Source organism: Halobiforma lacisalsi AJ5 (genome assembly GCF_000226975.2).
Lineage (GTDB): Archaea > Halobacteriota > Halobacteria > Halobacteriales > Natrialbaceae > Natronobacterium > Natronobacterium lacisalsi.
The window spans coordinates 2,551,105-2,563,834 of the sequence record NZ_CP019285.1; the positions used below are offsets into that span (position 1 = coordinate 2,551,105).

The following is a 12,730-nucleotide window of genomic DNA, read 5'->3' on the forward strand; positions in this document are numbered from 1 at the left end:
TGCCGAAACCATCCGCTAAACCGTTCCTATCTATCATCAAGAATTGTTGTCGTTCGAGGACGTTCCGAATGCGGCGATTGTAAACTCCACCAAGGATTTTTTACATCCCCGTGACCATGGGTGTGTTATGCACCTGCACAACAGGGACGTCCGCCAGGACGTCCGCGAACTCGGCGCGTTGCTCGGAGACGTTCTTGAGGAGCAAACGTCCCGGAACGCGTTCGAGACCGTCGAGTCCTGCCGGCGAAATGCCATCGCCTATCGGTCGGGCGACCTCGAGTCCCGGGAGCCGCTGATCGCGGAACTCGAGGGACTCTCCCCACACCAGCAACGGATCGTTTCTCGAGCGTTCACGACGTACTTCGAACTGATCAACCTCGCGGAAGAACGCGAACGCGTCCGCTCGATCCGAACCGATTCCCAGGAGGAAACGCTCGAGGACAGCCTCGAGACTGCCGCCGAGGAACTGGGAGAGGTAGACCTCGAGACCGCCCGGCAGGTGCTCGACGACGTGCTCATCGAGCCGACGTTCACCGCCCACCCGACGGAGGCACGGCGCAAGACCGTCAAATCGAAGCTCCGGACCATCTCGACGTACCTCGAGACCGTCGACGAGCGGCTGTTAACCGACAAGGAGAAACGGCAGGTCTGGCGCGACGTCGACGCCGAGGTGACGAGCCTCTGGCAGACCCCACAGGTCCGCAACCGCCAACCCGAACCCGAAGACGAGGCCCGAAACGTCCAGTGGTACCTCGAGAACACGCTGTTCGACGTCGTCGGCGAGGTGTACGACGAACTTGCCGACGCGATCGACGAAGAAATCGAGGGCGACCTCGAGGTGCCGAAGCTCTTCGAGTTCCGCTCGTGGGCCGGCAGCGACCGCGACGGCAACCCCTACGTCACCCCCGAAGTGACCGCGGCCACGCTCGAGCGCCAGCGTGCGGTCATCCTCGAGAAGTACCGCGACCAGCTCAAGCGCCTCTCCGGGGTCCTCAGCCAGGACGGCAGCCGGATCACCGCGGGATCGGCGTTCGAAGCCTCGCTCGAGCGCGACCGCGAGCGGCTCCCCGGGACCGCCCGGGAGGCCGAGGATCGGTACCCGGACGAACCCTACCGTCAGAAACTCAAGCTCATGCGCGAACGGCTCGACCGGGTCGGCGACGTTCGGCCCGGCGGCTACGACGACGCCGACGAACTCCGGGAGGACCTGGAGGTCATCGCCGAGAGCCTGCGGGACAACGGCGGCGAGAGCGTCGTCGATGCCCACGTCGATCCGATCCGGCGACGCGTCGCCACCTTCGGCTTCTCGCTGGCGAGTCTCGACCTGCGTGACCACCAGGCGAAACACACCGAAGCCATCGCCGAAGCCCTCGAGACCGAGGGAATCGACTACCGTGCGCTCTCGGAGGACGAGCGCGTGGAGTTGCTGACCGACGCGGTCCTCCAGGACGAGTCGGTGATCGACCTCGGCGAACTCCGGGACGCGGACCTCTCGGAAGACTCGGCGCGGGTTCTGCGCCTGTTCGACGAACTCGGCGACTGGCAGACCGAGTACGGCGTCGAGGCCATCGATACCTACGCCATCTCGATGACCGAAGATCCCAGCCACGTTCTCGAGGTGCTGTTCCTCGCCGATCAGGCCGGCGTCGTCTCCCTGCCGGAACACTGCGGGATCGACATCGTGCCGCTGCTCGAGACCGAGTACGCCCTCTCGGGTGCCCGGCGGATCATGGGGACGCTGTTCGAGAACGAGGCATACGCGAAGGCGCTCGAGGCCCGCGGCCGGACCCAGGAGATCATGCTGGGGTACTCGGACTCGAACAAGGAGAACGGCTTTCTCGCCGCGAACTGGTCGCTGTACAAGAACCAGCGGCGACTCGGCGAGATCTGTGACGACCACGACGTCACGATGCGGCTGTTCCACGGCCGTGGCGGCTCGATCTCGCGTGGCGGCGGCCCGATGAACGAGGCCCTGCTCGCCCTGCCGAACAGCACCGTCACGGGCCAGGTCAAGTTCACCGAACAGGGAGAGGCCATCGCGGAGAAGTACGCCAATCCCCGGATCGCCGAACGCAACATCGAGCAGATGCTGAACGCCCAGCTCCGGGCACGCAAGCGGGCGATCGAGCAACCCGAGGAGGAGGTCGCCGATGAGTGGACCGAGGCGATGGAGATCATGGCCGACGCCGCCCGACGGGAGTACCGCGATCTGCTCGAGAGCGACGGCTTCGTCCAGTACTTCGAGCAGGCGACGCCGATCACGGTCATCGAGGATCTCAACCTGGGATCGCGGCCGGCTTCCCGCAGCGGCGAGCGCACGGTCGAGGACCTCCGGGCGATCCCGTGGGTGTTCTCCTGGACGCAGTCGCGGTGTATCCTGCCTGGCTGGTACGCCATCGCGGCCGGGATCGACGCCTACCTCGAGGGCGAGGAGCCACGCTCCTCGGGAACGTCGAGCGGCGAGGAACCGCGAGACGACGGCGGTTCGATCGAGACGCTCCAGGAGATGTACGACGAGTGGGCGTTCTTCCGGACCACCCTCGATAACGCCGCGCTGTCGCTGTCCCGGACCGAACTCGAGATCGCCGAGCAGTACGCCGACCTGGCCGACGACGACCTGCGCGAGCGGTTCTTCCCCCGCGTGAGCGAGGAGTACGAGCGGGCCTCGGACCTGATCAAGACGATCGGCCGCCGCGACGAGTTGCATACCCGCGACTGGCTCGGCGAGAACCTCGAGCGGCGAAACCCGTACGTCGATCCGCTGAACCTGCTGCAGGTGTACCTGCTCGACCAGACCCACCGGACGGACGTCGAAGAGCGAACGCTGCGGCTGACGGTCAAGGGGATCGCGGCCGGGATGAAGAATACGGGGTAGTGATAGTGGAGTCGTCCGGTAGCCGGCGCCCCGTTCACTGACTCTCACACCGCGTTCGGCTCGAGTGTACCGACTGCGGATCGGCGCGCCGTCGAACTCGAGCCCCGGATCGGTACTATCCGTGTCTTTCAGTCGTCGTCATCGGCGATCGTCGACCGTTCGGGGTGGGTACCGGCGGCGATCGCCTGGTCGCGGAGGTCCTCCTCGATCTCCTCGAGGGAGCGCCCCTTCGTTTCGGGGACGAGCGTGTAGCTGAACGCGAGGGCGGCCAGGCAGAGCCCGCCGAAGAGCCAGAACGTCCACGCCTGGCCGATTGCGTCGACCAGACCGAGGAAGCTGAGCGAGACGAGCAGGTTCGCCGCCCAGTTGACGACGGTCGCCGCACCCATCGCCGTCCCGCGGATCTGGGTCGGGTAGATCTCGGAGATGAGCAGCCAGAACACCGGGCCGAGACCGATCGCGAAGAACGCGACGTACAGCATCAGGCCGACCGTCGCGATCCAGCCGACGACGCCCGACAGGCCCGGCAGGAAGAACGCCAGTCCGAGCACGCCCAGCATTACGGTCATCCCCACGAGACCGGTGAGCAACAGCGGACGACGCCCGGTGCGATCGATCAGGAGGACCGCGACGACGGTCATCACGACGTTGACGACGCCGATGCCGACGGTCGCGAGGATCGACGCGGTATCCGCGAACCCGGTCGACTCGAGGATCACCGGGGCGTAGTACATGACGACGTTGATCCCGGTGACCTGCTGGAAGGCTGCGAGCCCGATACCGACGACGAGCATCGGGCGCACCCACGGCTGCAACAGATCGCCGAGCGAACTGGATTCGGTTTCGATCGTCTCCCTGATTTCGCGGAGTTCCTCGGCGACGCGACTCTCGGAGCGCGTCCGCGAGAGCACGTTCCGGGCGTCTCCCTCACGGCCCCGTTCGTAGAGCCAGCGCGGACTCTCCGGCATGAACAGCATGCCGACGAAGAGAACGACCGCGGGAGCCATTCCGACGCCGAGCATCCAGCGCCACGCGCCGCCGCTCGAGAACGCGTAGTTGACGAGGTAGGCGACGAGGATGCCGCTCGTGATCGCCAACTGGTTCAGCGAGACCAGCGATCCCCGGATCGTCGGCGGAGCGATCTCGGAGATGTACAGCGGGCCGACGACCGCCGCGAAACCGATCCCGATGCCGTTGACGAATCGGGCGAGGATCAGCACTTCGACGTTCGGTGCGATCGCCATGGCGAGCGAGCCGACGAAGAAGATTACGGCTCCCACGAGGATGAGCCGTCGCCGGCCGAGGCGATCCGCCAGCCGTCCCCCGCACGCCGAACCGACGATCGCACCCCCCATCGCACCGCTGACGATGAGCCCTTCCACGAGGGAGGAACTCACCGGGTAGCCAAGCAACGCGGTTAGTTCGAAACTCGATTTGATATACAACATGGCACCGGCGATGACGCCGGTGTCGAACCCGAACAGAAGCCCGTTGAGCGCCGCCAGCGCGGCGACGACGTAGACGAACGAGTTCCGTTCGGAGTTCCCGGAGCGGGTTGGGATCAGTGGCATAGTCCAACGCTGAAGAATTATTTCTTACAATAGTAAACAAACCCATCGATTTATCGAGACAAACATCAATTATCACCATGTTCGTCCAGCAATAATACACATCACTTGAGAAGTGTGATGGAATGGCGTAGACCGACGACGTCTCCGGACCGGCTCCACGGGTACGCGCGAGTCCTAGCTGCGGCCCGGTTACTGGATCGTCGGGACCGGCACCGACTCGAGGACGCCCTCCACGACCCGGGTTTTGTCGACGTCGTTGACGGTCGCATCGGGTGTCAACACCAGCCGGTGAGCGAGGACCGGCTTCGCGACGCGTTTGATGTCGTCCGGCGTGACGTACTCGCGGCCGCGGATCGTCGCGTAAGCCCGGGCGGCCTCGAACAGCCGCTGGGTCCCCCGCGGGGAGACGCCGACCTCGACCCGGCCGTCAGTTCGCGTCTCGCGGGCCAGTGCGGCCACGTACTCGAGCAGGTCGTCGTCGACGCGGATCGTCTCCGGCACCGACCGGAGGTGGTCGACCTGGTCGGGCTCGAGCACCGACTCGACCGAGGGACTCGTCGTTTCGCGGCCGGCCCGCCGGCGCAGGAGATCGATCTCGCCGTCCTCGTCGGGGTACCCCATCGCGGTTTTGACGAGGAAGCGGTCGACCTGGGCTTCGGGAAGCGGGAACGTTCCCTCCTGTTCGACTGGGTTCTGCGTCGCGATGACGAAGAACGGGTCCGGAAGCTGGCGGGTCTCGCCGTCGACCGTGACCTGGCTCTCCTCCATCGCCTCGAGCAGGGCGGCCTGCGTTTTCGGCGGCGCGCGATTGATCTCGTCGGCGAGCACGATGTTGGCGAAGATCGGCCCCTCGTTGAACTCGAAGGTCCGCTCGCGCTCGTTGAACACGTGCGTTCCGGTGACGTCCGCGGGGAGGAGGTCGGGCGTGAACTGGATGCGGGAAAACGAGAGGCCGAGCGCGTCGGCGACGCTGCGGGCGGTCAGCGTCTTGCCGGTGCCGGGTACGTCCTCGACGAGGACGTGTCCGCGCGCGACGACGCCGACGAGGATCTCTTCGAGGAACGACCGGTCGCAGATGACGGCGTCGCCGACCGTCTCGAGGACGGCCTCGCACTCGCTGCTGGCCTGGGTGACGTCCATGGACACGGCGTCGGGGCCTTTCGTCAAATCGTTTACGCTCGCCCGGACCGTGCCGGGGACGTCGAGACCGAGGGTTCGGGACGGGAATCGGGAACCCGTCACAGGCGGCGGGAAAAATCGAAACCGGTAAAAACGTCACGCGGGTAGATGGGAGTGAGCCGAGATAGCCTAGCCCGGCCAAGGCGGCAGATTCGAAATCTGCTGTCCTCACGGACTCGGGAGTTCAAATCTCCCTCTCGGCGCTTCTGTGGCGACCAACGACGACGAGAGACGCGTAGCGGCGCGAATCATCCGGTCGCCGCGACTTGTAACGGGCGGAGTCAATTCATCGATATCGACCTTCTCGAGCACTGCAAGCGGCCGTTTTCCCCTCTTGACGACGACCCGTCATTCGCAGGCTTGTCGTTTTTCGATATGGGTGTGGTCGGCATGGGTGTGACTGTCAATGCTCCGTTCTGTGCGCGCGTGTCGCTTGTGTCCGCCCGCACTCGTGATCGTGATCGAGTTCGGAGCCGAGCGCGAGGTGAGGCCGGTCGATGAGTGACGCACCCGACGACGCTACCGACGACGATGCGTTCCACCCGCTGGGTGAAACCGCCGAAGCGGAGTTCGAGGCGATGCTGGAGGAGACCGAGTACGACGCGGAACTCGGGATGGAGATGGCGAAAGACGCGATGCGGCTCACGAAGGGGGAGATCACCGAGGAGGAGTTCTACGATCGCTATCACGAGGACGTCCTCGAGGAGTTCGGCGAGGACGAACGGCCGATGGCCGATCGGATCGAGGCGGCCCGGGAAGAGCCGGACGACCCCGGTGCCGTCGGCGAGTTGCTCTCGACGATCGGCGGCGACGAGTCACGGCGGAAGATGATGAAGAAGATGGGCGCCGGTGCCAGCGCCGTCGGACTCGGTGCGTTCGGGGCCAGCAAGTCTCCGGATCCGCCGTCGAGCGTGACCCAGGAAGAGGAGGACGACGGCCACGGCGGGGGCGGCGACGCCGAGGCGGAGGGAACCCAGTGGGGAATGGCGCTCGACCTCGAGGTCTGTGACGGCTGTCTCTCCTGTGTCGTGGCCTGTAACGCCGAACACAACTGGAACCAGGGGGCAAACTGGATGTACATCCTGGCCTACGACGACGGGCTCGTCGAGTCCCCGGAGGCCGAGGACTACGAGTCGACCCGCGATTTCAACTACCTGATCCGGCCCTGCCAGCACTGTACCGACGCGCCCTGCGAGAAGGTGTGCCCGACGACGGCCCGCCACACCCGCGACGACGGCGGACTCGTCCTGACCGACTACGACGTCTGTATCGGCTGTCGATACTGTCAGGTCGCCTGTCCGTACGGCGTCAACTATTTCAAGTGGGACGACCCGAACGAGACCGCCCAGGAGATGGACGCCGACATGCGGTTCGACAAGCGCGACCGCTGGGTCGCCGGCGCCGGTCCCCGGGGCGTCATGGAGAAATGCGTTTTCGATCCGCCGAGACAGGACGGACAGATGGGCGAGGACATGGTCGGGACCACGGCCTGCGAAGAGGCCTGTCCCCCGGGCGCGATCCAGTTCGGCGACATGCACGACCCCGAGAGCGATCCCCAGCAGTACCTCGAGAACGTCGCGCTCGCCCGCGCGCAAGAGCACGATCCCGAGGACGAAGAGCTCCAGGACGCGATCGCGATCCTCGAGGGCGAGGAGGAGCCGGCGGAGGACGAGGACGACGATGGACTGACCGAAGACGAGGCCCAGGATCTCCTCGAGGACGAGTACGGCGACGGAACCGGGCGGTTCAAACTCCTCGAGGAGTACAACACCAACCCGAACGTCACCTACATCGGTAACGAGCCAGGGCCTCACGCCGAGCAGGTCCCGGGACCGGTCGCCTACGACGACGTGGGGATGACCGACGTCCGCAAGGACGAACTCGACGAAAAGACGGTCGGCGGCGAACTGGGGCTCTGACCGGCGGCGGCCGACGTTTCGGCGACCGAATCCGGTTTCGTTCTCGCTTCGAACTGGCGCCGTGAGACTCGAGCCGGTTCGCAATCCGCCTTTCGCGCGCCACGTCCTCCGGAGGCGATGCGGACGTTTCTTGCTCCCGGACGCGTAGCTCCGGTATGGACACTCGCGACCGACTGATCGTCGGCACCCTGTGGATCGCCGTCGCCGCGCTGATAGCGACGACGCTCGAGTCGGCCGTGCCGGACTCCGCGGTCGGCGTCGTGCAACTGTTCGTGGTCGCTCTCGCACTGTTTCTGGCGGTACTCTACCTGTTCGATCCATGGGACGTGATCAGCAACCGCCAGTTCCATTGAACTGACGGCTACTGGTGGACGTCATCTCAGACGGATCGCTGTCCCGGGGTACCGGCGCGACCGTCGTCCGGGTCACGGTTGCGCCGGAACTGACGGCCAGGAACCCGTATCAGTCGTCCGCCGGCGCGAGCGGCTGCGATTCGCTCGCGAGCAACCGGTCGAGCGCGTCGACCATCGCCTCGACGCTCGCGCGAGTGATGTCGGCCTCGCTGCGGGCCACGGTCACCGAGCGGTCGTTCCGGACCATCGTCACCTCGACGGTAACGACGGCGTCGGTGCCGCCGGTGACAGCGTCGACGTGGTAGGACTCGAGTTCTGCGTCGGCCTGCGAGCCGAGCGCCTCCCGGACGGCCGACACTGCGGCGTCGACCGGCCCCGAACCGGTACCGCTGGCGACTCGCTCCTCGCCGTCGACGTCGAGGCGGACGCTCGCCGTGGGGACCGCCCCGCCGCTGGTTGCGTTGAGATCGCACAGTTCGACGACGCGCTCGCGGTCGTCGCCCGTCACGTCCTCGGCGATCGCCAGCAGATCGGCGTCGGTAACCCGGCGGCCGCGATCACCGAGTTCGGTCACTCGGGTGGCGATCTCGGCGACCTCGTCGTCGGTCGCCTCGACGCCGTGTTCCTCGAGGGCGGCCTCGACGCCCGCCCGGCCGGTGTGTTTGCCGAGCGCGAGTCGTCGTTCGCGGCCGACCGTCTCCGGCGGGTACGGCTCGTACATCTTGTCGTCTTTCAGCGTGCCGTCGGTGTGGATTCCGCTCTCGTGGGTGAAGGCGTTCTCGCCGACGACGGCCTTGTTCGGTGGCAACTGGACGCCGGTCGCCCGCGAGACGACCTGGGCGAGGTCGTACAGTTGCTCGAGGTCGACGGTCTCGACGCCGTAGACGTGCTCGAGGGCGATCGCGACCTCCTCGAGGGCGACGTTGCCGGCGCGCTCGCCGAGTCCGTCGACCGTACAGTGGACCAGATCGGCCCCCGCGGAGACGGCCGCCAGTGCGTTCGCCACCCCGAGTCCGAGGTCGTCGTGGGTGTGTGCGCTGACCGGCCCCAGCTCCGCGAGCCGGGCCACCGCCGTCGCGGTGCGTTCCGGTCCCGCGTGCCCGACAGTGTCGGCGAAACAGAACCGGTCCGCGCCCGCTTCGAGGGCCCGCTCGCCCAGGGCCTCGAGATAGTCGAGGTCCGCTCGCGAGCCGTCCTCGCCGATGACCTCGACCCACAGGTCGTGGTCCGTGGCGTACTCGACGAGTTCGGCCGTCGTCGCGAGGTTGTCCTCGAGCGAGGTGCCCACCTTCGACTCGACGTGTCGGTCGCTTGCAGGGACGACGACGTGGACGCCGTCGACGTCACACTCGAGCGCGAGGTCGACATCGCGTTCCAGCCCACGGCAGAAACTCGTGACGCGGGCGTCCAGGTCCAGATCCGTGACGCGCGAGATCGCGCGGCGTTCGCCCGCGCCCGTACACGCGCTGCCGGCCTCGACGACCGAGACGCCAGCACGCTCGAGCGAGCGGGCCACGTCGACTTTCTCGTCGGGCGACAGCGAGACGCCGGGAGCTTGTTCGCCATCTCTGAGCGTCGTGTCGAGCAGGCGGACGGTACGATCGGACGGAATCGTCTCTTCGGGGGTGTGATCTACGGACAAGAGTGATGAACTGCGACTACGTTCGTCGCGGAATTTCGCGCCCAGCCGGGTTGCCCCGACTTCCTCTATCCTCGTCAGGCGATGAGAATGGATCTCGTGCCATCGTGTCTCGTCCTATCGAACCCACCTGACTTAAACCCACGTATTATGGCAGCGTTTACGATCACGGACTCGAGACGGCAACGTTCCGGAAGGAGTGAACGTTCGGTCACTCACCCTCGAGGACGACCCGGTCGCCGGGGTCGACGCCCGCCGCCGTTCCCGCGGGCAACTCGAGGATGGTGTCGGCCCGGGCACGCTCGAAGCCGCGCCAGGGGCGGAGCCGTTCGACCCGTTCGACGACGCCGTCGACGAGCCAGACGACGTCGAGCGGAACGAAGACGAACAGCATGTGAACGTCCCGGGTCTTCGCCGCGTCGAACCGGAACGCGAGCGCGTAGTCGTCGGGAAGCGATCGGCGGAACATGAGTCCGCGGGTCTGGCTGACGATCGAATCCGCGAGGTCGACCGTCGATGCAAGGGTCGTCGGCTCGCCGTCGGCCGGTTCGTGACGTACGCGCACGACCTCGAGTGGATCCCGGGACCTCAAAAAGCTCACGTCCGTCGGCCGGACGGCGGCCGCCCCCGGGGACGTCGCGTCTACTCCGGCGAATCCGGTTCGGCGCCCTCGGTCCGGACGACGTCGCCGTCCTCGTCGAAGGCGAACGCGGCATCGGTGTCGTCCGTGCTCGAGTTCCCGTCGCTCGCTTCGGACTCTCCGCTGTTCCCGTCGTCCCGTGATTCCGCTTCAGTGATCTCCTCGAGTCCCGCGACGTCGTCGAGCGACGCGGCCTCGCGGTCGCCGTCGGCGTCCGTGTCGAACCGATCCAGCGCCTCCGAGAGGACCGTCGCCTGCTGGCTCAGTTCGTCCGCGGAGTTCGACACCTCGGTCAGCGCGGAGGTCTGCTCCTCGGCGGCCGCGGCAACCGTTTCGGCTTCGGCGGTCGTCTCTTCCGAAATCGTCGCCACTTCGTCGACCATCGCGACGACCTCCTGGGTCGACGCGGCCTGCTGTTCGGTCGCCGCCGATATCTCCTGGACGCCGTCGTTCGTCTGGCCGGCGTAGTCGGCGATGTCCTCGAGCGCCGTGACGACGTCGGAGACGAGGTCGTTGACCCGTTCGATCTCCTCGCTGGTTTGATCGACCTCCGTAGCCGATCGCTCGGTCTGGGTCTGGACCGCCTCGAGGCGGTCGCCGATCTGCTTTGCGGCCCCCTTGACGTCCTGGGAGAGTTCCTTGACCTCCGCGGCGACCGTGCTGAACCCTTCCGTGTCGCTGCCGCTCGCGGAGCGGGAGGCCTCGATGTTGGCGTTCAGCGCGAGCATGTTCGTCTGCTCGGCGATCTCGGCGATCGTATCGGCCAGTTCGTCGATCTGGTCGACCTGCTCGCGCAGTTCGTCGAACTCGGCGACGACGTCGCGGTACTCGTCCTCGAGGTCGTCACAGGCGTCGATCGCCTCCTGGGCGGCCTCGCGCCCGTCGCGGCTGGTGCGGGCGGTTCGTTCGGCGATGTCGGCGACGTCGTTCGAGGAGGCCGCGATCTGCTGGGTCGTCGTCGACAGGTTGTTCATCTGGGTGTCGACCGACTGCAGCGACTGGTGTTGCCGTTCGGCGCCATCGGAGATTTCCTGGATCGAACTGCTGACCTCCCGGCTCGCGGAGCGGACTTCCTCGCTCGAGGCAGTGACCTGCTCGCTGGCCGTCGCGACGTCGGTCGCGAACTGAGTGAGCCGGTCGATCGTCGTCTCGATCTCGGCGAGCATCTCGTTGAACTCCTCGGCGATCTCGGTCATCGCCTCGTGTTCGCCGTCGGCGTCCATTCGGACGGTCAGGTCGCCGTCGGCGGCCGACTGCATCACGTCGCTGTAGTCGGTGGCCTTCCGCTCGAGGTGGTCGTTGATCCGCTCGACCTCCTCGCGCTCGGCTTCGGCCTCGGCGCGGGCCCGCTCGGCCTCGTGGATCGTGTCCTTGAGTTCGGCCCGCATCGAGTCGAAGCCGTCGTAGAGTCGCCCGATATTGTCGATGCGCTTCGTCTCGAGATCGACGTCGAGGTCCCCCTCCTCCATTCGGGCGGCCTTTTGGGTGAGACGGTCGATCGAAGCGGCTGTATTGCGGCCGAGAACCGCCCCGACGAGACCGATCAGGAGGACCCCGCCGACCGTGGCCAGCGTGCCGTACTGGTTGACCGTGTCGACGAACCCGTAGGCGTCCCCGGCCGACGTATGGGTCAGCACGATCAACCCCATCTCCGTGCCGTGGTAGGCCGCGACGTAGCCGTCCGGTGTGAACTCGTAGGGTTCGTCCGCGAGCGAGCCGCCGGGCGACCCCTCGTACGCGATGGCGTCCGAGTGGGTGGGGCTCTGACTCCCGAGAGCCTCGTCGAGCAGGCTGTGGTCGTTCTCGTACTCCTCGAGGAAGCGGTTCCCGACGAAATCGCCCTGGAGCGCGTCCTGTCCGGTCCCGGTGAACGTGCCGTCGAGAACCAGTCGGCCGTCGCGATCGACCGCGAACGTGACGGAATCTCGCTCCTCGCCCCCGCCGAGGTCCGTCATCACGTCCTCGAGGTCGAAGGTCATCACGATGGCCGTCCGGTCCGAGCCACTGGTGCTGACGTAGTAGGAGACGGCCGCCGAACCGTCGGTTTCGTAGGCATCGGTGCGCTGGACCTCGACCGCGGACAGTTCGGAATCGATCCGATCGCGGTCTGGGAAATCGACGTCCTCGAGCGTCTGGGCGTCGTCAGCGGTCGTCGCGAGGAGATCGCCCGTCTCCTGGTCGACGTAGTGGACGTCGACGACCTGTCCGGAGAGATCCAGTTGCAGGTCGTTGAGGTACGACTGGATCTCGCCGACCTCCCCGTCCTCGACGACGGGCGTGTTGGCGGTACTCGCGGTTCGCCGCTCGTTTTGCTCGTTCCAGTTGTCGATCGTGATCGCCTCCTGTCTCGCGAACGCCTCCTGGTCCTCGAGGGCGTTCGCCTCGACGCTGTCGGTGACGCTCGCCGTCGCGACCAGGCCGATCGCCCCCACCGAGAGCGCCAACAGTAACAGAACGATGCCGAACTTGAGCGCGTAACTGCGCCTGATGACCGCCGGAACCAGACCTCGCATCTTCCCGATCATGAGTTCGAAGTATAATTCTCCTGTCTCTG

8 protein-coding genes and 1 tRNA gene are annotated in these 12,730 nt (G+C 66.3%); 4 read left to right on the forward strand and 5 right to left on the reverse strand.

Features of this window, described 5'->3' with window-relative positions; all coding sequences use genetic code 11:
- The first annotated feature begins 127 nt into the window (after positions 1-127).
- Positions 128-2,875, forward strand: coding sequence for a phosphoenolpyruvate carboxylase (gene ppc / locus CHINAEXTREME_RS12290; RefSeq protein WP_007141638.1), 2,748 nt, complete (start codon positions 128-130; stop codon positions 2,873-2,875).
- Between the two features lie 128 nt (positions 2,876-3,003).
- Here the strand turns inward: ppc and CHINAEXTREME_RS12295 are convergent, their stop codons facing one another.
- Positions 3,004-4,446 (reverse strand): sugar porter family MFS transporter, encoded by a 1,443-nt coding sequence (locus CHINAEXTREME_RS12295; protein ID WP_007141639.1) that lies wholly within the window; start codon positions 4,444-4,446, stop codon positions 3,004-3,006.
- A gap of 189 nt (positions 4,447-4,635) precedes the next feature.
- Entirely contained in the window at positions 4,636-5,586 is a 951-nt protein-coding gene (locus CHINAEXTREME_RS12300) for an AAA family ATPase (RefSeq protein ID WP_007141640.1), read from the reverse strand.
- A 157-nt stretch (positions 5,587-5,743) separates the two neighbouring features.
- Between CHINAEXTREME_RS12300 and CHINAEXTREME_RS12305 the strand changes: the two genes are divergently transcribed.
- The 3 genes from CHINAEXTREME_RS12305 to CHINAEXTREME_RS12315 all read left to right on the forward strand — a co-directional run bounded on the left by CHINAEXTREME_RS12305 (position 5,744) and on the right by CHINAEXTREME_RS12315 (position 7,897).
- Positions 5,744-5,828, forward strand: a tRNA-Ser gene (locus tag CHINAEXTREME_RS12305).
- A gap of 294 nt (positions 5,829-6,122) precedes the next feature.
- The gene (locus tag CHINAEXTREME_RS12310) at positions 6,123-7,544 is read left to right on the forward strand and encodes a 4Fe-4S ferredoxin N-terminal domain-containing protein (protein WP_007141641.1); all 1,422 of its coding nucleotides are present in this window, start codon (positions 6,123-6,125) and stop codon (positions 7,542-7,544) included.
- Positions 7,545-7,699: 155 nt separating this feature from the next.
- Positions 7,700-7,897 (forward strand): hypothetical protein, encoded by a 198-nt coding sequence (locus CHINAEXTREME_RS12315; RefSeq protein ID WP_007141642.1) that lies wholly within the window; start codon positions 7,700-7,702, stop codon positions 7,895-7,897.
- 109 nt (positions 7,898-8,006) lie between these two features.
- Here CHINAEXTREME_RS12315 and CHINAEXTREME_RS12320 read toward each other — a convergent pair whose 3' ends face one another.
- The 3 genes from CHINAEXTREME_RS12320 to CHINAEXTREME_RS12330 all read right to left on the reverse strand — a co-directional run bounded on the left by CHINAEXTREME_RS12320 (position 8,007) and on the right by CHINAEXTREME_RS12330 (position 12,701).
- Positions 8,007-9,539: a (R)-citramalate synthase gene (locus CHINAEXTREME_RS12320; RefSeq protein WP_010546741.1), complete on the reverse strand. Its 1,533-nt coding sequence runs from the start codon at positions 9,537-9,539 to the stop codon at positions 8,007-8,009.
- Between the two features lie 208 nt (positions 9,540-9,747).
- Positions 9,748-10,101, reverse strand: a complete 354-nt coding sequence (locus CHINAEXTREME_RS12325; protein WP_007141644.1) for a DUF192 domain-containing protein — start codon at positions 10,099-10,101, stop codon at positions 9,748-9,750.
- A 77-nt stretch (positions 10,102-10,178) separates the two neighbouring features.
- Entirely contained in the window at positions 10,179-12,701 is a 2,523-nt protein-coding gene (locus CHINAEXTREME_RS12330) for a methyl-accepting chemotaxis protein (RefSeq protein ID WP_007141645.1), read from the reverse strand.
- Positions 12,702-12,730 lie beyond the last annotated feature (29 nt).